Origin of the sequence: uncultured Frigoribacterium sp., from assembly GCF_963515265.1 — a bacterium.
In the GTDB taxonomy this organism is placed as follows: Bacteria; Actinomycetota; Actinomycetes; order Actinomycetales; family Microbacteriaceae; genus Frigoribacterium.
In genome coordinates, this window is the sequence record NZ_CAUPYL010000006.1 from 1 (window position 1) to 24,926 (window position 24,926).

At 71.6% G+C, this 24,926-nt stretch carries 21 protein-coding genes, 1 tRNA gene and 1 pseudogene; 20 read left to right on the forward strand and 3 right to left on the reverse strand.

Features of this window, described 5'->3' with window-relative positions:
* The 18 genes and pseudogenes from RWM17_RS01515 to RWM17_RS01600 all read left to right on the forward strand — a co-directional run.
* Positions 1-309, forward strand: a pseudogene (locus RWM17_RS01515) (hypothetical protein); the annotation flags it as partial.
* Positions 306-1,667, forward strand: coding sequence for a transcription antitermination factor NusB (locus RWM17_RS01520; protein WP_314100784.1), 1,362 nt, complete (start codon positions 306-308; stop codon positions 1,665-1,667). The pseudogene RWM17_RS01515 and the gene RWM17_RS01520, both read left to right, overlap by 4 nt.
* 83 nt (positions 1,668-1,750) lie before the next feature.
* A complete protein-coding gene (gene rpe, locus RWM17_RS01525; RefSeq protein ID WP_314100786.1) occupies positions 1,751-2,416 on the forward strand; it encodes a ribulose-phosphate 3-epimerase in 666 nt (221 codons plus the stop codon).
* A complete protein-coding gene (locus RWM17_RS01530; protein WP_123354635.1) occupies positions 2,413-2,676 on the forward strand; it encodes a phosphoribosyl-ATP diphosphatase in 264 nt (87 codons plus the stop codon). The genes rpe and RWM17_RS01530 overlap by 4 nt, the downstream gene beginning before the upstream one ends.
* 67 nt (positions 2,677-2,743) lie before the next feature.
* Complete coding sequence (gene hisG / locus RWM17_RS01535) at positions 2,744-3,583, forward strand: ATP phosphoribosyltransferase (protein ID WP_146900751.1); 840 nt, start codon at positions 2,744-2,746, stop codon at positions 3,581-3,583.
* Between the two features lie 2 nt (positions 3,584-3,585).
* Positions 3,586-4,362: an imidazole glycerol phosphate synthase subunit HisF gene (gene hisF, locus RWM17_RS01540; protein WP_146900754.1), complete on the forward strand. Its 777-nt coding sequence runs from the start codon at positions 3,586-3,588 to the stop codon at positions 4,360-4,362.
* A gap of 14 nt (positions 4,363-4,376) precedes the next feature.
* Entirely contained in the window at positions 4,377-4,823 is a 447-nt protein-coding gene (gene hisI, locus RWM17_RS01545) for a phosphoribosyl-AMP cyclohydrolase (protein ID WP_314100791.1), read from the forward strand.
* Positions 4,813-6,339, forward strand: coding sequence for an anthranilate synthase component I (locus RWM17_RS01550; protein WP_314100834.1), 1,527 nt, complete (start codon positions 4,813-4,815; stop codon positions 6,337-6,339). Before hisI ends, RWM17_RS01550 begins: the two co-directional genes overlap by 11 nt.
* Positions 6,339-6,995: a Trp biosynthesis-associated membrane protein gene (locus RWM17_RS01555; RefSeq protein ID WP_314100793.1), complete on the forward strand. Its 657-nt coding sequence runs from the start codon at positions 6,339-6,341 to the stop codon at positions 6,993-6,995. Before RWM17_RS01550 ends, RWM17_RS01555 begins: the two co-directional genes overlap by 1 nt.
* A 46-nt stretch (positions 6,996-7,041) precedes the next feature.
* Complete coding sequence (locus RWM17_RS01560) at positions 7,042-7,290, forward strand: DUF6704 family protein (protein ID WP_123547220.1); 249 nt, start codon at positions 7,042-7,044, stop codon at positions 7,288-7,290.
* Positions 7,291-8,064, forward strand: coding sequence for an indole-3-glycerol phosphate synthase TrpC (trpC, locus tag RWM17_RS01565; protein ID WP_314100795.1), 774 nt, complete (start codon positions 7,291-7,293; stop codon positions 8,062-8,064).
* A 2-nt stretch (positions 8,065-8,066) separates the two neighbouring features.
* Positions 8,067-9,275: a tryptophan synthase subunit beta gene (gene trpB / locus RWM17_RS01570; RefSeq protein ID WP_133737528.1), complete on the forward strand. Its 1,209-nt coding sequence runs from the start codon at positions 8,067-8,069 to the stop codon at positions 9,273-9,275.
* Complete coding sequence (gene trpA / locus RWM17_RS01575; RefSeq protein ID WP_399539890.1) at positions 9,272-10,090, forward strand: tryptophan synthase subunit alpha; 819 nt, start codon at positions 9,272-9,274, stop codon at positions 10,088-10,090. Before trpB ends, trpA begins: the two co-directional genes overlap by 4 nt.
* An 87-nt stretch (positions 10,091-10,177) precedes the next feature.
* A complete protein-coding gene (gene lgt / locus RWM17_RS01580) occupies positions 10,178-11,176 on the forward strand; it encodes a prolipoprotein diacylglyceryl transferase (protein WP_314100799.1) in 999 nt (332 codons plus the stop codon).
* Between the two features lie 238 nt (positions 11,177-11,414).
* On the forward strand, positions 11,415-15,995 hold the full coding sequence (gene gltB, locus RWM17_RS01585; protein WP_314100838.1) for a glutamate synthase large subunit: 4,581 nt from the start codon (positions 11,415-11,417) through the stop codon (positions 15,993-15,995).
* Complete coding sequence (locus RWM17_RS01590; protein WP_314100801.1) at positions 15,988-17,445, forward strand: glutamate synthase subunit beta; 1,458 nt, start codon at positions 15,988-15,990, stop codon at positions 17,443-17,445. The genes gltB and RWM17_RS01590 overlap by 8 nt, the downstream gene beginning before the upstream one ends.
* Positions 17,446-17,520: 75 nt before the next feature.
* Complete coding sequence (gene pyk, locus RWM17_RS01595; protein ID WP_314100803.1) at positions 17,521-18,969, forward strand: pyruvate kinase; 1,449 nt, start codon at positions 17,521-17,523, stop codon at positions 18,967-18,969.
* A gap of 170 nt (positions 18,970-19,139) precedes the next feature.
* Positions 19,140-19,757: a hypothetical protein gene (locus tag RWM17_RS01600; RefSeq protein ID WP_314100805.1), complete on the forward strand. Its 618-nt coding sequence runs from the start codon at positions 19,140-19,142 to the stop codon at positions 19,755-19,757.
* Between the two features lie 454 nt (positions 19,758-20,211).
* On the opposite strand, the gene RWM17_RS01605 is transcribed toward RWM17_RS01600, so the two are convergent.
* A complete protein-coding gene (locus RWM17_RS01605) occupies positions 20,212-20,415 on the reverse strand; it encodes a cold-shock protein (RefSeq protein ID WP_055797427.1) in 204 nt (67 codons plus the stop codon).
* Positions 20,416-20,713: 298 nt separating this feature from the next.
* A tRNA-Leu gene (locus RWM17_RS01610) sits at positions 20,714-20,796 on the reverse strand.
* A 39-nt stretch (positions 20,797-20,835) separates the two neighbouring features.
* Here RWM17_RS01610 and RWM17_RS01615 point away from each other — a divergent pair.
* On the forward strand, positions 20,836-21,441 hold the full coding sequence (locus RWM17_RS01615; RefSeq protein WP_146900783.1) for an ANTAR domain-containing response regulator: 606 nt from the start codon (positions 20,836-20,838) through the stop codon (positions 21,439-21,441).
* Positions 21,442-21,541: 100 nt separating this feature from the next.
* Here the strand turns inward: RWM17_RS01615 and RWM17_RS01620 are convergent, their stop codons facing one another.
* A complete protein-coding gene (locus tag RWM17_RS01620; RefSeq protein ID WP_399539893.1) occupies positions 21,542-22,018 on the reverse strand; it encodes a PaaI family thioesterase in 477 nt (158 codons plus the stop codon).
* A gap of 44 nt (positions 22,019-22,062) precedes the next feature.
* Between RWM17_RS01620 and polA the strand changes: the two genes are divergently transcribed.
* On the forward strand, positions 22,063-24,735 hold the full coding sequence (gene polA, locus RWM17_RS01625; RefSeq protein ID WP_314100810.1) for a DNA polymerase I: 2,673 nt from the start codon (positions 22,063-22,065) through the stop codon (positions 24,733-24,735).
* Positions 24,736-24,926: the final 191 nt, after the last annotated feature.

Below are 24,926 nucleotides of genomic sequence, written 5' to 3' on the forward strand. Positions count from 1 at the left end.
GAGCTCCGTGCCGTGGACGCTGGCGCGGGCGCAGACGACGCGGCTGACGCGGCTGACGCGGCCGTGGAGGGCGAGCCGCTCGCGCCGGGGCGGATCGCGCTCCGGGGCCGCCGCCTCCTCGTGGGCACGGGCTCCGCTCCGCTCGAGCTCGTCCGCGTCCAGCCGCCCGGCAAGAAGCCGATGGCCGGGGCCGACTGGAGCCGCGGGCTGCCGTCGACCGACGACGTGCTGCTGACGGAGCCGGCTGCGACGACCGGCGACGACACGACGACCACGACACCCGTGAACGACCAGGAGGCCCCCGCGTGAGCCGCGTCCAGCCCGCCCGCCAGGTCGCCCTCGACGTGCTCCGCGCCGTCGCCGACGCCGACGCCTACGCCAACCTGCTCCTGCCCGCCCGCATCGCCCGCGCCGGCCTCGACGCTCAGGACGCCGCCCTCGCGACCGAGCTCACCTACGGCACGCTCCGCATGTCGGGCTACTACGACCGCGTCGTCGCTCTCGCCGCCCGGCGCCCGGCCGACGCGATCGACCCGGCCCTGCTCGACGTGCTCCGGCTCGGGGTCCACCAGCTGCTCTCGACGCGGGTGGCCGCGCACGCCGCGGTCGACGAGTCGGTCGAGCTCGCGCGCCAGGTCGGCAGCCGCGCCGGCACCGGCTTCGTCAACGGCGTCCTCCGGACGGTCGGCCGCTCCACACCCGACGAGTGGCGCGAGCGCGTGCTCGCCGCCGCGACGAGCGACGACGACCGGCTCGCCGCCGAGTGGTCGCACCCGGTGTGGGTCATCCGTGCCCTGCGCCGCTCGCTCGCCGCGGAGGGCCGCCAGGACGAGCTCGTCGACCTGCTGGCCGCCGACAACGTGCCCCCGCGGGTCAGCCTCGTCGCCCTGCCCGGGCTCGCGGAGCCGTCCGAGCTCGGCGGCGACGACGCGCTTCTCTCGCCGCTGGCGCGGGTCAGCGCCGGGGGAGACCCTGCCCAGCAGCCCGTGGTCCGCACGGGCCGAGCCCGCGTCCAGGACGAGGGCTCGCAGCTCGCCGCACTGCTGCTGAGCCGCCACCACGACGCCGCCCCCGGCGAGCGGTGGCTCGACATGTGCGCGGGTCCCGGCGGCAAGGCGGCCCTGCTCGCCGCCGAGGCGGCCAGGGTCGGTGCGCACCTCGTCGCCAACGAGCTCGTCCCGGCCCGCGTCGGGCTCGTCCGCCAGGCCCTCGCGGCCGTCCCCGGGGACGTCGACGTCCGCGAGGGCGACGCCGTCCGCTTCGGCGTCGACGAGCCGGGCGGCTACCAGCGCATCCTGCTCGACGCGCCGTGCACCGGCCTCGGCGCCCTCCGCCGTCGTCCCGAGGCGCGCTGGCGCAAGCAGCCCGGCGACGTGGGCGAGCTCACCCGCCTCCAGGCCGACCTCCTCGCCAGCGCCCTCGACGCGCTCGCGCCGGGCGGCCTGCTCGCCTACGTCACGTGCTCGCCGCACCTCGCCGAGACCCGGGCGATCGTCGAGTCCGGGCTGCGTCGCCGCGACGACGTCGAGCTGCTCGACGGCCCCGAGGCCGTCGCCCGGGTCGCCGAGGGCGAGGTCGACCTCGCCTCCGGGCCCTACGTCCAGCTGTGGCCCCACCGCCAGGGCACGGACGCCATGTTCGTCGCCCTCGTGCAGAAGAAGGCCTGACGCAGAACTGGTCTGACGCAGGAAAGCACTGACGCAGGCGAGGCCCAGAGGCCGAGGAGGCGCATCGCCGGTACGATCGTCCGGTGTCCGTCCGCATCAGCCCCAGCATCCTCTCGGCCGACTTCGCCAACCTCGAGCGCGACCTCGCCCGCATCTCCGACGCGGACCTCGTCCACGTCGACGTGATGGACGGGCATTTCGTGCCCAACCTGACACTCGGCCTGCCGGTCGTCGAGCGACTCCAGCAGGTCAGTCCGGTGCCGCTCGACGTGCACCTCATGGTCGAGGACGCCGATCGTTGGGCGCCGCGCTACGCGGAGCTCGGCGCCTTCTCCGTGACGTTCTCCGCCGAGGCCGCCACAGACCCGGTGGCGACCGCGCGGGCGATCCGCAGCACCGGGGCGCGTGCGTCCGTCGCGGTCAAGCCCGGCACGGACCTCGAGCCCTACCTGCAGACCCTCGACGAGTGGGACATGATCCTCGTGATGACGGTCGAGCCGGGCTTCGGCGGGCAGTCCTTCATGCCCGAGACGATGCCCAAGCTGGCTCGCGCGCGCGAGGCGGTCCGCGCCTCCGGCCTGGACGTCTGGCTCGAGGTCGACGGCGGCATCGGGCTCGACACGATCGTGACGGCCGTCGAGAACGGTGCCGACACGGTCGTCGCGGGCTCGGCCGTCTACGGCGGCGACCCCGCCGAGCGCATCGCCGCGCTGAGGGCGGCCGCGGCGACGGTAGCCTTGTCGTCGTGAAGTCCTTCGACCAGCTGTTCTCCGAGCTCAGCGACAAGGCCCGTGACCGTCCCGAGGGCAGCGGCACCGTCGCCGAGCTCGACGCCGGGGTCCACCAGATCGGCAAGAAGATCGTCGAGGAGGCGGCCGAGGTCTGGATGGCCGCCGAGTACGAGGGCGACGTCGCCACGGCAGAGGAGATCTCGCAGCTGATCTACCACGTGCAGGTGCTCATGATCGCCAAGGGCCTGACCCCCGACGACGTGTGGCGACATCTCTGAGCCCGTCCCCACCACCTCACGACGTGACGCCGCCGACCGGCGGCCCCAGAACGGACAGCTCCCCACCATGCTCCGCGTAGCAGTGCCCAACAAGGGCTCCCTCAGCGAGACCGCCAGCCAGATGCTCCACGAGGCGGGCTACCAGGGTCGCCGCGACCCGAAGTCGCTCTACCAGGCCGACGAGCGCAACGGCGTCGAGTTCTTCTACCTCCGGCCCCGCGACATCGCGACCTACGTCGGCCAGGGCGCGCTCGACGTCGGCATCACCGGCCGCGACCTGCTGCTCGACTCCGGGTCGACCGCCGGCGAGATCGCGCCCCTCGACTTCGCCTCCTCCACCTTCCGCTTCGCCGGCCCGGCCGGTCGCTTCCGCGAGCTGGCCGACCTCGAGGGCCTCCGGGTCGCGACGAGCTACGTCGGCCTGGTCGGCGCGTTCCTCCGCGACGCCGGAGTCACGGCCCAGCTCGTGGGCCTCGACGGGGCGGTCGAGAGCGCCGTCAAGCTCGGCGTGGCCGACGCGATCGCCGACGTCGTCGAGACGGGCACCACCCTCCGCGCCGCCGGACTCGAGGTCTTCGGGCCGGTCATCCTGCAGTCGACCGCCGTGCTCATCGCCTCCGACGCGCAGGCCGCGGGCATCGACGTGCTGCACCGCCGACTCCAGGGAGTCCTCGTCGCGCGACGCTACGTGATGATGGACTACGACGTGCCGGTGTCGGCCCTCGACGCGGCGACCGCCGTCACGCCGGGCATGGAGTCGCCGACCGTGGCGCCCCTGCACGACGCCGACTGGGCCGCCGTCCGCGTGATGGTGCCGCGCGGCGACACCAACCAGGTGATGGACGCCCTGTACGACCTGGGCGCCCGGGCCATCCTCGTGAGCCCGATCCACGCCGCGAGGCTCTGACCGTGACGGCCGCCGACCCGTCACTCGCGGTCCGTGTCGTCCCCTGCCTCGACGTCGCCGCAGGGCGCGTCGTCAAGGGCGTCAACTTCCTCGACCTGCGCGACGCGGGCGACCCCGTCGAGCTCGCCCGCACCTACTACGAGCAGGGCGCCGACGAGATCACGTTCCTCGACGTCACCGCGACGGTCGACGACCGCGCGACCACCTACGACGTCGTGCGGGCGACCGCCGAGCAGGTCTTCATCCCGCTGACCGTCGGCGGGGGAGTCCGCTCGACCGACGACGTCGCGCGACTCCAGGCGGCGGGCGCGGACAAGATCGGCGTCAACAGCGCGGCGATCGCCCGCCCCGCGCTCGTCGGTGAGATCGCCGACCGCTTCGGCGCCCAGTGCGTCGTGCTCTCCCTCGACGTCAAGCGATCGGCCCGGATGCCCTCCGGCTTCGTCGTGACGACCCACGGCGGCCGCACCGAGACGGACATCGACGCCGTGGCCTGGGCACGCGAGGCCATCGAGCGCGGCGCGGGCGAGCTGCTCGTCAACAGCATCGACGCCGACGGCACGAAGCAGGGGTTCGACCTCGAGCTCGTGGCCCTGATGCGGTCGAACAGCCGCGTCCCGGTCATCGCCTCCGGCGGGGCCGGCGCCCTCGAGCACTTCGCGCCCGCCGTGGCCGCCGGCGCCGACGCCGTCCTCGCCGCCTCCGTGTTCCACAACCGCGAGCTGACCGTCGGCGACGTGAAGCGCGAGCTGGCCGCCTCCGGCGCCGTCGTCCGATGACCCCGGGAGTCCCCATGACCGACCAGACAGCGCCCGAGCAGCCCCTGACCCGTGACACCGTCGAGCCGGTCGTGGCGCGCGCCCGCTTCGACGCGAGCGGGCTGCTGCCCGCGATCATCCAGGACGCCGCCTCGCGCGACGTGCTGATGATGGGCTGGATGGACGAGGAGGCGCTGCGTCGCACCCTGACCGAGGGCCGGGTGACCTTCTGGTCACGCTCGAGGCAGGAGTACTGGCGCAAGGGCGACACCTCCGGCCACGCCCAGTTCGTCCGGGCCGCTGCGCTCGACTGCGACGACGACGCGCTGCTCGTGACCGTCGAGCAGATCGGGGCCGCCTGCCACACGGGCGCCCACTCGTGCTTCGACGTCGACCCGCTCAGGCCGGCCACCGCCTCCTCGACGGACGCGGGCACCGACCGCGCTCGGTCCGACGGCGCGGGGGAGGCCGATCGTGGCTGACCGCTCGTCGACCACGCGTGCGGCCTTCGACGCCCTGCTCGACGGCCACCGGGTGATCCCGGTGGTCCGTGACCTCTTCGCCGACGGCGAGACGCCGGTGGGCATCTACCGCAAGCTCGCCGCCGGCCGTCCGGGCACCTTCCTCCTCGAGTCGGCCGGACAGGGCGGCATCTGGTCGCGCTGGTCGTTCGTCGGCGTCTCGTCCTTCGGCGTCCTCACGACGCACGAGGGCGAGGTGCGGTGGCTCGCGCACGGGCTCGACGCCGAGCGGGCCCTCGGCGGTGCGACCGGTCGTCCGCTCGAGGTCCTCTCCGCCCTGCACGAGCGCTGGGCGACGCCGCGCATCCCCGACCTCCCGCCGCTCACGGGCGGCCTGGTCGGCTTCGTCGGCTGGGAGGCGGTCCGCGAGCTGGAGCACCTCCCCGACGTGCCTCCCGCCGACTTCACCGTCCCGTCGCAGGCGCTCAGCTTCGTCTCCGAGCTCGTCGCGCTCGACCACCGCACCGGAGCCGTCATGCTGATCGCGACGGTGCTCAACGACGGTGCCGACGACGCCGACTCGCTCTGGGCCGACGCCCAGGCGCGTCTCGACGGGCTGCAGTCGGGCCTGGCGGCGCCGAGCGACGCCTTCCTCTCCGACGTCGACCTGGGCGTCCAGCCATCGCCCGTCGACCGCACGCCGCGGACGGACTACGCCGAGGCGATCGAGCGCTCGAAGCAGTTCATCGTCGACGGCGACGTGTTCCAGGTCGTCGTCTCGCAGCGCTTCGACCACGAGCTGACCGCCGACGCCCTCGACGTCTACCGGGTGCTGCGGACCCTGAACCCGAGCCCGTACATGTACCTGGTCAGCCTCGAGGACGCGACGGGCGAGCCCTACCAGATCGTCGGCTCGTCTCCGGAGGCGCTGGTCAAGGTCGACGGACGGCGCGCCTTCACCCACCCCATCGCCGGGTCGGCCCCCCGGGGCGCGACGCCCGAGGAGGACGGCGTGCACGCCGAGCGGCTGCTCGGCGACGAGAAGGAGCGGGCCGAGCACCTCATGCTCGTCGACCTGGCGCGCAACGACCTGCTCAAGGTCTGCACGCCCGGCACCGTCGAGGTGACCGAGTTCATGCAGGTCGAGCGCTTCAGCCACATCATGCACCTCGTGTCGAGCGTCGAGGGCGATCTCGCCCCCGGGCGGAACGCCATCGACGCGTTCCGCGCGACGTTCCCCGCGGGCACGCTCTCGGGCGCGCCGAAGCCACGGGCCCTCGAGATCATCGACGAGCTCGAGCCGGCTCAGCGCGGCGTGTACGGGGGAGTCGTCGGCTACTTCGACTTCGCCGGCTCCGCCGACGTCGCGATCGCGATCCGCACGGTCCTCCTGCAGGGCGGCGTCGCCAGGGTCCAGGCCGGCGCGGGCCTGGTCGCCGACAGCGACCCCGACGCCGAGGCGCAGGAGGCGCGCAACAAGGCCGCGGCCCCCCTCCGCGCCGTCGCCGTGGCCAACGCCATGACGAGGCTCCGCTGATGGGGCCGCGGCGGCTCAAGCTCGTCACGATCCTCGTCGGGGTCCTCCTCGCCGGTGTTGGCCTCCTCACCTGGACGCAGCCCTGGTTCCGCGTCGTGGTCGCGTCCCCGCAGGGCGGGCAGCTCGACCTGACCGCGGCCGGCGACGTCGCCGGATCGCCCGTCTCCGCCCTCTCCCTGGCCGCCCTGGCCCTCGTGGGCGCCCTCACGATCGCGGGGCGTGTCTTCCGCGTCGTCCTCGGCCTGCTGCAGGTCGCGCTCGGCGCCAGCATCGCCGTGACGGCGGGCACCGCCCTCGCCGACCCGGTCCGCGCCTCCGGCAGCGTCGTCACCGACGCGACCGGGGTCGACGGCCAGGACAGCCTCCGCGCCCTCGTCTCGTCGACGTCGGCCACCCCCTGGCCCTGGCTCGCGCTCGTCGCGGGCGTGCTCGCCGCGCTGCTGGGCGTGGCGATCGTCGTCACCTCGGGGGCGTGGCCGAAGGCCGGGCGCAAGTACACCGCCACCCGGCTCGTGCCTGCCGACCCGGCGAGCGACCCGAGCGCGACGTGGGACAGCCTCTCGGTCGGCGACGACCCCACCGATCCCGACGAGCCCGCCGCGCCGGTCGACGACGCCGGGCCCCGTCCGGGCGCCGGCGACCGACCCAGCCGGTAGACTCACCCCGTACCGCACTGATCCGAGGAGCACCGTGAGCCAGCAGATGACGAAAGCCGCCGAGACCGAGACCGCCGACGACCTCGGCCACGGCAACTCCCCGGCGGCCTGGACGGCCGTCGTGATCATGCTGGTCGCCTTCTCGATCGGCACGGTCGCCTTCTTCTTCGCCGTCGTCTGGGTCGTCTGGGCCTCCGCGGCGCTCCTGCTCGTCGGCCTCGTCGTGGGCCTCGTGCTCAAGCGCGCTGGCTACGGCGTCGGCGGCCACCGCTACGTGCCGAAGGCGCACAACTAGGTGCTCGACGACCTGTACGCGGGCGCGCTGGCCGATGCCGACGCCCGCCGCGAGTCCCTGCCCTTCGCCGCCGTCGAGGCGGCCGCGCTCGACCGCGCCCCGGCGCTCGACGCCCGGGCAGCACTCGCTCCTGCGGCCGGAGTCAAGATCATCGCCGAGGTCAAGCGCGCGAGCCCCTCGCGAGGCGACCTGCACGCCATCCCTGATCCCGCCTCCTTGGCGCTGTCGTACGCGACCGGGGGAGCGAGCGCCATCAGCGTCCTCACCGAGGGGCGCAAATTCAAGGGCAGCCTCGCCGACCTCGAGGCCGTGCGCAACGTCGTCGACGTGCCCGTGCTCCGCAAGGACTTCATCGCCGACCCGTACCAGGTCCTCGAGGCCCGCGCCGCGGGTGCCGACCTGGTGCTGCTCATCGTCGCCGGTCTCGAGCAGGCCCGCCTGGTCGAGATGCACGACCTCGTGCGCGAGCTCGGCATGACGGCGCTCGTCGAGACGCACTCGGCCGACGAGGTCGCCCGCGGCCTCGACGCCGGTGCCGAGGTGCTCGGCGTGAACGCCCGCGACCTCTCGACGTTCGAGCTCGACCCCGACCTGTTCGGCCGCCTGGCCGACTCGATCCCCGCCGGCGTCACCCGTGTCGCCGAGTCCGCCGTCATGTCGCCCGCCGACGTGGCGCACTACCGTCGCGCCGGCGCCGACGTCGTGCTCGTGGGCGAGGCCCTCGTCACGCACGGCGACCCCGTCGATGCGCTCACCCGCTTCCTGGAGGTCTGACCGTGGCACTTCGAGACGAGACCGGGCCGTACTTCGGCTCCTTCGGCGGGCGCTTCGTCCCCGAGTCGCTGGTCGCGGCGCTGGACGAGCTCGACGCCGCCTACAAGGCGGCCGCCGTCGACCCCGAGTTCCAGGCCGAGCTGGCCGCCCTGCACGCGACCTACACGGGCCGCCCGTCGATCGTGACCGAGGTGCCGCGCTTCGCCGAGCACGCCGGCGGCGCGCGCATCCTGCTCAAGCGCGAAGACCTGAACCACACCGGCTCGCACAAGATCAACAACGTGCTCGGCCAGGCGCTCCTCGCCCGCAAGCTCGGCAAGACCCGACTGATCGCCGAGACCGGCGCGGGTCAGCACGGCGTCGCCACCGCGACCGCCGCCGCCCTCTTCGGCATGTCCTGCGTCGTCTACATGGGCCAGGTCGACACCGAGCGCCAGGCGCTCAACGTCGCCCGCATGCGCCTGCTCGGGGCCGAGGTCGTCTCGGTCACGACCGGCTCGCGCACCCTCAAGGACGCGATCAACGACGCCATGCGCGACTGGGTGGCGAGCGTCGACACGACCCACTACGTGCTCGGCACGGTCGCTGGCCCGCACCCGTTCCCGGCCATGGTGCGCGACTTCCACAAGATCATCGGCGAGGAGGCGCGCGAGCAGGTGCTCGCCCTCACGGGTCGGCTGCCGGATGCCGTCACGGCCTGCGTGGGCGGCGGCTCGAACGCGATGGGCATCTTCCACGCGTTCCTCGACGACCCCTCGGTCGAGCTCTGGGGCTACGAGGCGGGCGGCGACGGCGTCGAGACGGGTCGCCACGCGGCGTCGATCACGCTGGGCCGCATCGGCAACCTCCAGGGCACGAAGTCGTACCTCATGCAAGATGAGGACGGCCAGACGCTCGAGAGCCACTCCATCTCGGCCGGCCTCGACTACCCGAGCGTCGGCCCCGAGCACGCCTGGCTCGCCGAGAGCGGTCGCGCTCACTACGAGCCCGTCACCGACGCCGAGGCCATGGCCGCCTTCAAGCTGCTCACGCAGACGGAGGGCATCCTGCCCGCGATCGAGACGGCGCACGCCCTGGCCGGGACCATCAAGCTCGGTCAGCGCCACCCTGACTGGACGATCCTCGTGTCGATGAGCGGCCGCGGCGACAAGGACGTGGCGACCGCGAGTCGTTACTTCGGGGTCCTCGACGAGGAGGCGCAGCAGCTGTGACCGACACCACCTCCGCCCCGGAGACCGGCAGCAAGGTCGCGACGGCCATCCGTGCCCGCCGCGACGCGGGCACCGGCGCCCTGATCGGCTACCTGCCCGTCGGCTTCCCCGACCTCGCGACGAGCATCGACGCCGCGGTCACCCTGGCCGAGAACGGCGTCGACGTCATCGAGCTGGGCCTGCCCTACTCGGATCCCGTGATGGACGGGCCGGTCATCCAGGCCGCGACCCAGCGCGCCCTCGCCGAGGGCTTCCGGGTCCGCGACGTCTTCACCGCCGTCCGCGAGATCACGTCGCGCACCGCCGCCCCGGTCGTCGTCATGACCTACTGGAACCCGGTCGAGCAGTACGGCGTCCGGCGCTTCGCCGACGACCTGGCCGCGGCCGGGGGAGCAGGGCTCATCACGCCCGACCTCATCCCCGACGAGGCCGCCGACTGGCTCGACGCCTCCGAGGCCACCGGTCTGGACCGCGTCTTCCTCGCGGCGCCCTCCTCGAGCGACGACCGCCTCCGTCAGTCCGTCGAGCGCAGCCGCGGCTTCGTCTACACGGTCTCGACGATGGGCATCACCGGCGCACGGACCGACGTCGACGCCGCAGCGCACACGCTCGTCGACCGGCTGCGGGCCGCGGGCGTCGAGCACGCCTGCGTCGGCCTCGGCATCTCGACCGCGCAGCAGGTCCGCGAGGTGCTGGAGTACGCCGACGGGGCCATCGTCGGCTCCGCGTTCGTCCGGGCTCTCGCCGACGGCGGGCTGTCCCGCCTCGCCGAGGTCGCGGCCGACCTGTCGAGCGGCGCCGCCGTCCGTCCCTGACGTCCGACGCTGACGACGGCCCACGCTAGAGTCGTTCCTCGTCGGCCCGCCGGCGTCCCGTAGTCCCCCCTGAAAGGCGCCCCGAACGTGTTCGTTCCCCTGAGCATCCCGAGCCCGTCCGTCGACTGGCAGTACTTCGACCTGACGAACTGGATCAACTCGACGTTCGGCGCCGCGCTGCCCGGGTCCCTCCGCATCCACGCCTACGCGATCTGCATCCTCGTGGGGATCGTCGCCGCGGTCCTCCTCACGAACAAGCGCCTCATCGATCGTGGTGCCGAGCGCTGGGTCGTCATCGACGTCGCGATCTTCGCCGTCCCGCTGGGGATCATCGGAGGCCGGTTCTTCCACGTCGTCACCCACCCCGCCGACTACTTCGCCGGGCAGGAGTGGTGGCGGGCCTTCGCCGTCTGGGAGGGCGGGCTCGCCATCTACGGTGCCCTGCTCTTCGGTGCCCTCGGCGTCTGGCTCGGCTGCCGCGCCTCCGGCCTGCGCTTCTCCGTGTTCGCCGACGCGCTCGCGCCCGGGCTGCTCGTCGCCCAGGCCTTCGGCCGTCTCGGCAACTGGTTCAACCACGAGCTGTTCGGCCTGCCGACCGACCTGCCCTGGGGCCTCGAGATCGAGTCGACCAACCCCGCCTACCCGGTCGGCCTGCCCGAGGGCACGCTGTTCCACCCCACCTTCCTGTACGAGATCATCTGGATGCTGGCGGGCGTCGCCGTCCTCCTGCTGATCGAGCGCAGGACGCCGATGCAGTGGGGCCGCGCCCTGGCGTTCTACCTGGTCTGGTACGGGATCGGCCGCTCGGTCTTCGAGTCCATCCGCACCGACCCGAGCCTCCTGTTCTTCGGCATCCGCACCAACGTCTGGGCTTCCTTCGCCGCCATCGTCCTCGGCGTGGCCATCTGGGTCATCGCGAACCGTCGCCACACCGGGCTGCTGCCCGGCCCCTACGTGCCGGGCCGCGCGCCGTCCGACCGTGCCGCTGAGGTAGACTCGCGCGACACGTACACGGAGGACGACGAACCCGAGTTGGTCACCGTGGCATCATCGGACGACAACACCGAGACCACGCCACGCTCCTGAGCCCGACAGGCACCGTCAGCACCGACGACACGACCTGCTCCCTCAGGGGCACCCTCCGCGACGAGCACCGCCTCACGACTGCCACAAGCAGCCACGGGAAGTCACGCTGCGCCGCACCCGGGCCCGCCACCACCGCCCGGACAGCACCTGCCGACGACGACCGCCTCCGCGGCGTCGTCTCGACGACGGGCCGACGACGTCCCGACCCCCATCGGATCTCCCCGTGAGGACGGATCACATGGCGCTCACGCCAGTTCACCAGCAGTTCAGCACCGTTCCCGCTGCTGCGGGCCTGTACGACCCGCGCAACGAGAAGGACGCCTGCGGCCTCGCCATGGTCGCCACCCTCCGCGGGACCCCGGGCCACGACATCGTCGACGCCGCGCTCGGCGCCCTCCGCAACCTCGAGCACCGCGGTGCCATCGGCTCCGACGCGGGCACGGGCGACGGGGCCGGCATCCTCTGCCAGGTCCCCGACGCGTTCCTCCGCGCCGTCGTCGACTTCGAGCTGCCCGAGGCGGGGCAGTACGCGGTCGGCATCGCCTTCCTGCCCACCGACGAGCAGGAGCGCGCCGAGCTGAAGACCGGCGTCGAGCGGATCGCGAACCTCGAGCAGCTCGACGTGCTCGGCTGGCGCGAGGTGCCCGTGCGCCCCGACGAGCTCGGGTCCCTCGCCCGCGGCGCGATGCCGGCCTTCGAGCAGCTCTTCGTCCGCAGCCGTCGTCACGGAGGCGACGGCGAGCTGCTCTCGGGCGTCGCGCTCGACCGCCAGGCCTACCGTCTGCGCAAGCGCTCCGAGTCGAAGCTCGGTGCGTACTTCACCTCGCTCGGCAGCCGCACCATGGTCTACAAGGGCATGGTCACGACGCTGCAGCTCGAGCCCTTCTACCCCGACCTCAGCGACGAGCGCTTCGCCTCGAAGCTGGCCGTCGTGCACTCCCGGTACTCCACGAACACGTTCCCGTCCTGGCCGCTCGCGCAGCCGTTCCGCATGATCGCGCACAACGGCGAGATCAACACGGTCCGGGGCAACCGCAACTGGATGCGGGCGCGTCAGTCACAGCTCGAGTCCGAGCTCCTCGGCGACCTCAAGCCGCTGCTCCCGGTGGTCAGCCCCGGCGCCAGCGACTCCGCGTCGTTCGACGAGGTGGTCGAGCTGCTGAGCCTCACCGGTCGCTCGCTGCCGCACGCCATCATGATGATGGTCCCCGAGGCGTGGGAGAACCAGGTCGACATCGACCCGACCCTGCGCGACTTCTACGAGTACCACTCGATGATCATGGAGGCGTGGGACGGCCCCGCGGCCATCACCTTCACCGACGGCAGCCTCGTGGGCGCCACCCTCGACCGCAACGGCCTGCGCCCCGGCCGCTACCTGGTCACGGACGACGGCCTCGTCGTCCTCGCCAGCGAGATCGGCGTGCTGCCCGACATCGACCCCGCCAAGATCGTCCGCAAGGGCCGACTGCGCCCGGGCAAGATGTTCCTCGTCGACACCGAGGCCGGCCGCCTGATCGAGGACGACGAGATCAAGCGCGACCTCGCGACCTCCCAGCCCTTCGGCGAGTGGCTGGCCGAGGGCCGCATCCGGCTCTCCGAGCTCCCCGAGCGCGAGCACATCGTGCACACGCCGGCGTCCGTCATCCGTCGCCAGCGCACTTTCGGCTACACGGAAGAAGAAGTGCGCATCCTGCTCACGCCGATGGCGAAGACCGGGGCGGAGCCACTCGGCGCCATGGGCAGCGACACGCCGATCGCGGTGCTGTCCGAGCGTCCGCGCCTCCTCTTCGACTACTTCACGCAGCAGTTCGCGCAGGTGACCAACCCGCCGCTCGACTCGATCCGCGAGCAGGTCGTCACGTCGCTCTCGCTCGGTCTCGGCCCGGAGCGCAACCTGCTCTCGGCCACCCCGGAGCATGCGCGTCAGGTCGTGCTCGACTTCCCCGTCATCGACAACGACGAGCTCGCGAAGATCCAGCACATCGACCCCAGCCCCGGGTCGCGCGTCACCTCGACGATCCGCGGCCTGTACCGGGCCGACAAGGGGCCGCGCGCGCTCGAGAAGCGCATCGCGGCCATGTGCAACGAGGTCGACGACGCCATCGAGGCCGGGGCCGAGTTCATCGTGCTCTCCGACCGCGACTCGAACCAGGACTTCGCGCCCGTCCCGTCCCTCCTCATGCTCGCCGCGGTCCACCACCACCTGATCCGCACCGAGAAGCGCATGTCGGTCGGCCTGATCGTCGAGGCCGGCGACGTCCGCGAGGTGCACCACGTCGCCACCCTGATCGGCTACGGCGCCTCGGCGATCAACCCGTACCTCGCCATGGAGACCTGCGAGAACCTCGTCCGGTCGGGCATGATCACCGGCATCTCGCCGGAGGACGCCGTCCACAACCTGATCAAGGCGCTCGGCAAGGGCGTGCTCAAGATCATGTCCAAGATGGGCATCTCGACCGTGTCGAGCTACGCCGCCGCCCAGGCCTTCGAGGCCGTCGGCCTCAGCCAGGAGTTCGTCGACACGTACTTCACCGGCACGTCGAGTGTGCTCGGCGGGGTGGGCATCGACGTCGTCGCCGCCGAGAACAAGCAGCGCCACACCAGCGCCTACCCGACCGACGGATCCGTCGTGGCGCACGAGCGCCTGGCGACGGGCGGCGAGTACCAGTGGCGCCGCGAGGGCCCGCGGCACCTGTTCAACCCCGACACCGTCTTCCGCCTCCAGCACGCCACGCGCACGCGCCGGTACGACATCTTCCGCGAGTACACGAAGCTCGTCGACGACCAGTCGGAGGACCTGATGACCCTCCGCGGGCTCTTCTCCTTCCGAGAGGGCCTGCGTCAGCCGGTGCCGCTCGACGAGGTCGAGCCGATCGAGTCGATCGTCAAGCGGTTCTCGACCGGCGCGATGAGCTACGGCTCCATCTCGAAGGAGGCGCACGAGACCCTCGCGGTCGCCATGAACCGGCTGGGCGGCAAGTCCAACACGGGCGAGGGCGGCGAGGACGTCGACCGGCTGCTGGACCCCGAGCGCCGCAGCGCCGTCAAGCAGGTCGCGTCGGGGCGCTTCGGCGTCACGAGCATGTACCTCACCCACGCCACCGACATCCAGCTCAAGATGGCCCAGGGCGCCAAGCCCGGCGAGGGCGGGCAGCTGCCCCCGACGAAGGTCTACCCGTGGGTGGCACGCACCCGGCACGCGACGCCGGGCGTCGGGCTGATCAGCCCGCCGCCGCACCACGACATCTACTCGATCGAAGACCTGAAGCAGCTCATCTTCGACGTCAAGCGCGCCAACCCGACGGCCCGGGTGCACGTCAAGCTCGTGAGCCAGTCGGGCATCGGCGCGGTCGCCGCGGGCGTGACGAAGGCCCTCGCCGACGTGGTCCTCGTCTCGGGCCACGACGGCGGCACGGGCGCCAGCCCCCTGAACTCGCTCAAGCACGCCGGCACCCCGTGGGAGATCGGCCTCGCCGAGACCCAGCAGACGCTGATGCTCAACGGCATGCGCGACCGTGTCGTCGTGCAGGTCGACGGCCAGATGAAGACGGGCCGCGACGTCGTGATCGCCGCGCTGCTCGGCGGCGAGGAGTTCGGCTTCGCGACGGCCCCGCTGATCGTCGAGGGCTGCATCATGATGCGCGTCTGCCACCTCGACACCTGCCCCGTGGGTGTCGCGACGCAGAATCCCGAGCTCCGGGCGCGGTTCTCGGGCAAGCCCGAGTTCGTCGTCAACTTCTTCGAGTTCCTGGCGCAGGAGGTGCGCGAGATCCTCGCCTCCCTCGGCTTCCGCAGCCTCGACGAGGCCGTCGGCCGCACGGACGCGCTCGACGTCGACCGTGCGCTCGACCACTGGAAGGCGTCCGGTCTCGACCTGTCGCCCGTGCTGGTCGGACCGCAGTTCGACGAGGACGAGCCTCGCCGCAACCGTCGGCAGCAGGACCACGACCTCGAGTCGCACTTCGACGTCGAGCTGATCGCCCGCAGCGCCGACGCGCTCGAGAACGGCGGCAAGGTGGCGATCTCGCTGCCCATCCGCAACACCGAGCGCGCCGTCGGCACGATGCTCGGCCACGAGGTGACCGTCCGCCACGGCGAGCACGGCCTCCCCGAGGGCAGCATCGACGTCACGCTGACCGGCTCCGCCGGCCAGTCGCTCGGCGCCTTCCTGCCGGCCGGCATCACCCTGCGGCTCGAGGGCGACAGCAACGACTACGTCGGCAAGGGCCTCTCCGGCGGCATCGTCGTCGTGCGCCCGTCGCGCGAGAGCACCTTCGTGGCCGAGGAGAACGTCATCGCCGGCAACGTGATCGGCTACGGCGCGACCCAGGGAAGCCTGTTCATCCGCGGCATCGTGGGCGAGCGGTTCCTGGTCCGCAACTCGGGTGCCAGCGCCGTCGTCGAGGGCGTGGGCGACCACGCGCTCGAGTACATGACCGGCGGGCTCGCCGTCATCCTCGGCGACACGGGCCGCAACCTGGGCGCGGGCATGTCCGGCGGCACGGCCTACGTGCACCGGCTCCGCAGCGAGCGGGTCAACGCCGAGTCCCTCGCGTCGGGCGAGCTCAAGCTGCACCCGCTCGGCAGCGCTGACGTCGAGATCCTCTCCGACCTCCTGTCGCGGCACCTCGCCGAGACGGGCTCGCCCGTCGCCGAGCGCCTGCTCGCCGACGTCGACGCCTCGGCGTCCGAGTTCGTCAAGGTCCTGCCGCGTGACTACGCCGCCGTCCTCGCCACCCGGCAGACGGCCGTCGACGAGGGTCTCGACCCCGATGGCGACGAAGCCTGGAAGCGAATCCTGGAGGTGACCGGTGGCTGATCCGAAGGGGTTCCTCAAGACCCAGAAGCGCGAGCTCCCGAAGCGTCGTCCCGTGTCCGTGCGACTGATGGACTACAAGGAGGTGTACGAGCAGCAGGAGAGCGGCGAGCTGCGCCGACAGGCGGGCCGCTGCATGGACTGCGGCGTGCCCTTCTGCCACCAGGGCTGCCCGCTCGGCAACCTCATCCCCGAGTGGAACGACCTCATGTGGCGCGGCGAGGGCCGCCAGGCCAGCGAGCGGCTGCACGCGACCAACAACTTCCCCGAGTTCACGGGCCGCCTGTGCCCCGCGCCCTGCGAGGCCTCCTGCGTGCTGGGCATCAACCAGCCGCCGGTGACCATCAAGCAGGTCGAGGTCAGCATCATCGACCAAGCGTTCCAGCAGGGCTGGGTCACGCCGCACCCCCCGGAGCGCCTCACGGGCAAGACCGTGGCCGTCGTCGGGTCCGGCCCGGCCGGCCTCGCGGCCGCGCAGCAGCTGACGCGCGCGGGCCACACCGTCGCCGTCTACGAGCGCGACGACCGCATCGGCGGCCTCCTCCGCTACGGCATCCCGGACTTCAAGATGGAGAAGAAGCAGATCGAGCAGCGGCTCGCCCAGATGCGGGCCGAGGGCACGCGCTTCCGCGCCGGAGTCGAGATCGGCCGCGACATCGCCTGGGACGACCTCCGGGCACGCTACGACGCCGTCGTGGTGGCCACGGGCTCCACCGTTCCGCGCGACCTCGACATCCCGGGCCGCGACCTCTCGGGGGTCCACTTCGCCATGGAGTACCTGGTGCAGCAGAACCGCACCGGCGCCGGCGACCGGGTCGACGACCAGATCACGGCCGAGGGCAAGCACGTCGTCGTCCTCGGCGGCGGCGACACGGGAGCCGACTGCATCGGCACGGCGCACCGTCAGGGCGCCCTGTCCGTGACGAACCTCGCGATCGGCCAGCAGCCCCCGGAGGAGCGGACCGAGTCCCAGCCCTGGCCCACCTTCCCGACCCTGTTCGAGGTCGCCAGCGCGCACGAGGAGGGCGGCGAGCGGATGTACCTCGCCTCCACCGTCGAGTTCCTCCGCAACGAGGTCGGCGAGGTCCGCGCCGTCCGTGTGGCAGAGACGGAGTACCTCGACGGCCGTCGGGTGCCGAAGGCGGGCACCGAGCGCGAGATCCCCGCGGACCTCGTCCTCCTCGCCCTCGGCTTCACGGGGCCGGAGCGCGACGCGATCGAGCAGCAGCTGCGCGTGCCGTTCGACTCCCGGGGCAACCTCGACCGCGGGGGCGACTACCAGACCTCCGAGCCCGGCGTGTTCGTCACGGGCGACGCGGGGCGCGGCCAGTCCCTCATCGTCTGGGCCATCGCCGAGGGCCGCGCGGCGGCCTCGGCCGTGGACGCGTGGCTCGAGGGCGAGACGATCCTGCCGTTCCCGGTGAAGCCCACGGATCGCGCCATTTCGGTCTGACCCGACTCGAGTCGGGAATAAGGTGGTGGGACGGGTCCTCAGCCGTCCCACCCCCCTACCTACAGTAAGGAACACATGAGACGCGCAAAGATCGTCGCCACCCTCGGGCCGGCGACGTCGAGCTATGACGACATCCGGGCCATCATCGACGCCGGCGTCGACGTGGCCAGGATGAACCTCAGCCACGGCAGCTACGACGTGCACGAGTCCGTCTACGCCAACGTGCGCCAGGCCGCGGCGGACGCCGAGCGTCCCGTCGCCGTGCTCGTCGACCTGCAGGGCCCGAAGATCCGCCTCGGCAAGTTCTCCGACGGTCCGCACGACCTCGCGGTCGGCGACGTCTTCAAGATCACGACCGACGACATCCTCGGTACGAAGGAGATCTGCGGCACGACCTTCAAGGGCCTGCCCGGCGACGTCGCCGTGGGCGACCCGCTGCTGATCGACGACGGCCGCGTCAAGCTGCGCGTGCTCGAGACCGACGGCACGACCGTGACGACCGAGGTCGTCGTGGCGGGCACGGTCTCGAACAACAAGGGCATCAACCTGCCCGGCGTCGCCGTCAGCGTCCCCGCCCTGTCCGAGAAAGACGAGGCGGACCTCCGTTGGGGCCTGGCCCTCGGCGCCGACTTCATCGCGCTCTCGTTCGTCCGCGACGCCGACGACGTCACCCGCGTGCACGAGATCATGGCCGAGGAGGGGCGTCGTCTGCCCGTCATCGCCAAGATCGAGAAGCCGCAGGCCGTCGACAACCTCGAGGCCATCATCGACGCGTTCGACGGCATCATGGTGGCCCGTGGCGACCTCGGCGTCGAGCTGCCCCTCGAGGCCGTCCCCATCGTGCAGAAGCACGCTGTCGAGCTGTCCCGCCGCATGGCCAAGCCGGTCATCGTCGCGACGCAGATGCTCGAGTCGATGATCTCCAGCCCGATCCCGACGCGCGCCGAGACCAGCGACGTGGCGAACGCCGTCCTCGACGGTGCCGACGCGGTCATGCTCAGCGGCGAGACGAGCGTGGGCGAGTACCCCGTCGTCACGGTGCAGACCATGGCCCGCATCGTCGCCTCCACCGAAGAACACGGCCTCGAGCGCATCCCGCCGCTCGGCACGAAGCCCCGCACCCAGGGCGGCGCCATCACCCTCGCGGCGGCCGACGTCGCCGAGTTCGTCCAGGCGCGCTACCTCTGCGTCTTCACGGAGTCGGGCGACTCCGTGCGTCGCATGTCGCGCCTCCGCCACTCGATCCCGATCCTGGCCTTCACGCCCAACGAGGCGACGCGTCGCCGCATGGCGCTCAGCTGGGGCGTCCAGTCGTTCCTCGTCGAGAACGTGACCCACACGGACGCCATGTTCGAGCAGGTCGACGACATCCTGCTGGGCAACGCGCTCGCCCTCTCGGGCGAGAAGGTCATCGTCATCGCCGGCTCTCCTCCCGGCATCGCGGGGTCGACGAACGACCTCCGCGTGCACCGCGTGGGCGACGCGCACGGCGAGGCCGCACCGGCCTACGCCAGCACGAGCTGACAGCGCGACAGCAGCACGACACCGGCACGGCCGGGTCGCCTCCGCGGAGGTGGCCCGGCCGTCGTCGTTCTGGGACCCGTTCCTGCCGAGACCCGCAGGGCCCGCGCACGCCCTCTCGCGCGCAGCGGGATGCGCCGCCCGCCCTCAGACTGCGGGCGTAGCCTCCCGGCATGTCAGTCGGCCCCTCGCACCCTCGTTGCTTCGTCGTCGGAGGCTCCCTGTGGGTCGTGCCGAGCGGCACGGGCCACGACGTCGCCACGACTCGGCGCAGCCGCGCAGGCACCGGACCAGCCGACGGAGCCCGGTCCGCCCTCACGGACGCCTGGACGGTGACCGGGGGAGTGACCGGGGGCTTCTTCATGGGGACCGTGGCCGGTGCCGTCTGGCACGTCCAGGGTCTCGGCGACCTCGCGGCGTTCGTCCTCTCGGGTGCCGCCGTCGGCGCCGTGCTCGCCGTGGGCACCAAGCGGCTCTTCGCTGACTTCAGCGAACCTGCCACGGGCCACGCACCGAGGGACGAGTCAGAGCGTGACCTGCCGGCAGTCCGCGTGCCGTGGGACGTCGCGAACGCGGCTCCGGACGACGCCGACGGTGACGAGCTCGCGCTGTGGTCCCTGCGCGCAGAGCGCTGGCGCCTGGCCCGGGCGGCCGCGGAGGACCGAACCTCCAGGGCCGACGCAGACGCGGACGACGGGGGAGCCGAGGCAGAGGCGGAGTACCGAGAAGCCGCGGCGGACTGGGAGCCGGTCGCGCTCCTTCTAGGGCTGCCCTTGCCCCTGCCCCTCTGACCGTGGCCTCGCCGCCGCGTCCACGGCGACACCCTTCCGGCGTCGACAACTCCGGATGCGTGCGCGGGGGCGTCCGCCTGCGGCCCCCGTGCGCGACCGCGCCGCTGCACCCGTCAGGAGTTGACGACCCGGCTCACTCGGCCCTCCGGACGACCCTCCGCGCCCGGGCCCGCCGCCGGGGCTCAGCTTCACCGACCCGGCGTCGGCAACTCCTGACTCGTGCGCGGGGGCGCGTGCCGGAGGCTCCGACGCGCAACAGGGACAGCACAGTCGGCAGGAGTCACCGCCACGAGCTACGTAGCGTCCGGACCGAGTCCGGCGCTGGTCCGGACGTCGCAGCTCCGTCACGAGGGGCCGCGGGCACGAAGAAGCCCCGATCTGCCGGAGCAGATCGGGGCTTCGATTTCGGAGACGATCAGATCGTCACCATCGGCGTCTCGAGGACGCCGCCGAGTCAGATGACGCGGATGTTCTCGGCCTGGAGGCCCTTGTTGCCCTGAGCCGTGTCGAACTCGACCTTCTGGTTCTCCTCCAGGTTGCGGTAGCCGTCGCCGGCGATCGCGGAGAAGTGCGCGAAGACGTCAGTGGATCCGTCGTCGGGGGTGATGAAGCCGAAGCCCTTTTCGGAGTTGAACCACTTAACGGTACCTGTTGCCATTTTTCTTGTTCCTTCAATCAGAGTTGTCGATCTCGATTTCGAGATCGCTCGTCGCGGTGCCTTTTTGTCCGCTCCCTCTGAGAACGACGCCCCCTGGCCGGGATTCCGAGGAATCTCGACCTGGCACGTCGCGAGATACAAATGCGTAACACAACAACCAGTCCCACCAGCGTAGTGCACGAGCGGCCCGGGTCAACCGTTTCGACGCAGGAAGTCGAGATCGTCTCGATCCCGCGACCTGTGGACGGACGCTCGCTCAGCGCGCGCGGCGCGGGTCAGGTGGGGGAGTCGTCGACCGTGCCGGATGTGGGACTCGAACCCACACGCCCTCTCGGACAGAGCATTTTGAGTGCCCCGCGTCTGCCATTCCGCCAATCCGGCTCACGACGACCGAGGCGAGAATACCGTAGGCTCTGCTTCGTGAGTGACCAGGAAGCAACACCAGCAGCACCCCGTCGCGTCGTCGTCGCAGAGGATGAGTCCCTCATCCGCCTCGACATCGTCGAGATCCTCCGCGACAACGGATTCGAGGTGGTGGGCGAGGCCGGAGACGGCGAGACCGCCGTCGCCCTCGCGACCGAGCTGCGACCCGACCTCGTCATCATGGACGTCAAGATGCCGAAGCTCGACGGCATCTCCGCGGCAGAGACGCTGAGCAAGAACCACATCGCCCCCGTCGTGCTCCTGACTGCGTTCAGCCAGAAAGAGCTCGTCGAGCGGGCCAGCGAGGCCGGCGCCCTGGCCTACGTCGTGAAGCCCTTCACGCCCAACGACCTCCTGCCTGCGATCGAGATCGCCCTCTCGCGCTACACGCAGATCATCACCCTCGAGGCCGAGGTCGCCGACCTGGTCGAGCGCTTCGAGACCCGCAAGCTCGTCGACCGGGCCAAGGGCCTGCTCAACGAGAAGATGGGCCTCACCGAGCCGGAGGCGTTCCGCTGGATCCAGAAGGCGTCCATGGATCGCCGCCTCACGATGCACGACGTCGCCCAGGCGATCATCGAGCAGCTGAGCGTCAAGAAGTAGCGAGCCCGTTCGCGACGAGAGGCCCGTCCCCCTGGTGGGGCGGGCCTCTCGTCGTGCGGCCACGTCCCGGGAACCTGCCGGGAGGCGCCGGTCGAGGGAGTCAGCCGCGGGCGTCCGTCAAGTAGTTCGTGATGCGCACCGTCGACAACAGGCGTCCGTCGTCGTCCGTCATGACGACCTGGTGCGTCGCGAGGGTGCGGCCGAGGTGGACCGCAGTGCAGGTGCCCGTCACCCAGCCGGTCGTGGCCGACCGGCTGTGGCTGGCGTTCAGCTCGATCCCCATCGCGAGGCGACCTGCCCCGGCGTGGACGTTCGCCGCCACGGAGCCGAGGGTCTCGGCCAGGACGACGTGGGCCCCGCCGTGCAGGATGCCGACCGGCTGGGTGTTGCCCTCGACGGGCATCCGGCCGACGGCGCGCTCCGCGCTCATCTCGAGGATCTCGATGCCCATCCTCTCGGCGAGGGCGCCGACGCCGCGGCGCCGGAAGAGCTCGACCGCGTCGTCGCTGAGCGCGGCGTCGGGACGCACGGTCCGCTCGGCGTCGTTGGACGAGGAGGAGGTGGTCGCGTCGGTCATGGTGCTCCGGATCCGCTGTCGGGGGCGCCCGCTAGGCTGACGGGGTGTCGGACGAAACGAAGCCTACCCTCCTGGTCATCGACGGCCATTCCCTCGCGTTCCGGGCGTTCTACGCCCTGCCCGTCGACAGTTTCGTGAACCGGGAGGGGCAGCACACCAACGCGATCCACGGGTTCATCTCGATGCTGCTCAGCCTCCTCAAGAACGAGAAGCCGACCCATCTCGCGGTCGCCTTCGACATCTCCCGGTTCTCGTTCCGCACGCGTGAGTACCCCGAGTACAAGGGCACGCGCTCGGAGACGCCCGTCGAGTTCGTGGGGCAGATCCCGCTCCTGCAAGAGGCCCTCCACGCCATGGGCATCACCACCATCACGAAAGAGGACTTCGAGGCCGACGACATCCTCGCGACCCTCGCCGTCCGGGGTCGCGACGACGGCTACCGCGTCCTCGTCGTCTCCGGTGACCGCGACGCCATCCAGATGGTCAACGACGACGTGACGCTGCTCTACCCCTCGGCCCGTGGGGTGAGCGAGCTCACCCGCTACGACCGCGACAAGGTGTTCGAGCGGTACGGCATCGAACCGCACCAGTACCCCGAGATCGCGGCTCTCGTCGGCGAGACCAGCGACAACCTGATCGGCATCGACAAGGTCGGCGAGAAGACCGCGGTCAAGTGGATCACCCAGTTCGGCAGCCTCGACGAGGTCATCGCCCACGCCGACGACATCAAGGGCGTCGTGGGCGGCAACCTCCGCGAGCAGAAAGAGCGCGCGATCCGCAACCGGCGGCTCAACCGCCTCGTGACCGACGTCGAGCTGCCCGTGGCGCCCGGCGACCTCGAGCGCCGTGCCGTCGACGCCGAGGCCGTCCGCGAGCTCTTCGACAAGCTCCAGTTCCGCACCCTCCTCGACCGCGTGCTCACCCTCGCCGACGCGAGCGGCGCCGCGCCCGACGCCTCGGGAGAGGGCGCCTTCGTGGCCGCCCCCGCCGGCCTGCCCGTCGTGCGCACGCTCATCGACGAAGAGCTCGCGTTCTGGCTCAAGAAGCACGCGTCCGACCCGGCGTCGCCGGTCGGGCTCAGCGTCGAGTACGGCGCCGAGGGCGTCGTGGGGCTCGGCATCTCGTCGCACGACGAGTCCGCCTACGTGCCGTGGGCCACGGGCCGCGGCGACTACGTCGCGCTCGAGGCCTGGCTCGACGCCGACTCGCCGAAGGTGCTGCACGACGCCAAGCGTGCCTACAAGGCCCTGTCCAAGGCGGGTCTCGCGCTCACCGGGATCGCCGGCGACACGCGGGTCGCGGCGTGGCTGCTCAGGCCGGGCCGCACCTCCTTCGCCCTGACCGACCTCGTCTACGAGCAGCTCGGCGAGACCCTCCCCGTCGCCGACCCGAACCAGCTCGTCCCGGCCGACGAGCAGGTGAGCGTCGCGACGGAGGCCTGGTACACGCTGCGGCTCGCCGAGTCGTTCCACGAGTCCCTCGACGAGGGCTCTCGCGCTGTCCTCACCGACCTCGAGCTGCCCCTCGTCCCCGTGCTCGGCGACATGGAGCTCACGGGCGTCGCGGCCGACCACCCGGTGCTGGCCGAGCTCTCCACGCGCCTCGGCGAGTCTGCGGCGGGTCTCGCGACGGACGCGTTCGCCGAGATCGGCCGCGAGGTCAACCTCGGCTCGCCGAAGCAGCTGCAGGAGGTCCTCTTCGAGCAGCTCGAGATGCCCAAGACCAGGGCGACCAAGACCGGCTACTCGACCGACGCCGCGTCCCTCGCCGACCTGCAGGAGAAGCACCCGCACCCGTTCCTCGGTCTCTTGCTGCAGCACCGCGACGCGACCAAGCTGCGGCAGATCATCGACACGCTCGACAAGTCGATCGCCCACGACGGCCGCATCCACACGACGTACGACCAGACCGGCACCACCACCGGCCGCATCTCGTCCGTCGACCCGAACCTCCAGAACATCCCGGTCAAGGCCGCGGTCGGCCGCGAGATCAGGGCGGCCTTCGTGCACGGCCCCGAGTACGAGACGCTCCTCACGGCCGACTACTCGCAGATCGAGATGCGCATCATGGCCCACCTGTCCGGCGACGCCGGCCTGATCGAGGCGTTCAACGCGGGAGAAGACCTGCACCGCTTCGTCGGCGCCCGCATCTTCGGGGTCGAGCCGGAGGACGTCAGCCCGGCCATGCGCACCAAGGTCAAGGCGATGTCGTACGGCCTCGCCTACGGCCTCAGCGCGTTCGGCCTGTCGAAGCAGCTGCGGATCGAGAGCTCCGAGGCGAAGCAGCTGATGACCGACTACTTCGAGCGCTTCGGCGCGGTGAGGGAGTACCTGCGCAACGTCGTCGAGAAGGCGCGTGAAGACGGCTACACCGAGACGATCTTCGGTCGCCGGCGCCCCTTCGCCGACCTCAAGTCGCCCAACCGGGTCCTGCGCGAGAACGCCGAGCGCGCTGCGCTCAACGCGCCCATCCAGGGCTCGGCCGCCGACATCATGAAGCGGGCCATGCTCGGCGTCCGCAGCGAGCTCGACGAGCGCGAGATGGCCAGCCGCGTGCTGCTGCAGGTCCACGACGAGATGATCGTCGAGGTCGCGCCGGGCGAGGTCGACGACGTCCGCGACATCGTCAGCCGCCGCATGAGCGGGGCCGCCGAGCTCCGCGTGCCGCTCGACGTCAGCGTGGGCCTCGGCAACAGCTGGGACGCTGCGGCTCACTAGCGGCAGGTCTTCGGCGCACCAGGGCCGGCACCGCGACGTCACGTCGACGACGTCGGGGGTCGTGATGTCGCTCTCGTCCCCCGAAACGGGCACAAGCGGGGGCGACATGCGCGTCTGACTTGACCAAGGGACGCGAACGGACTTATATAAACCCGGAACAACATCTGTTCCTGCTCTGCCTGCCCCAGCTG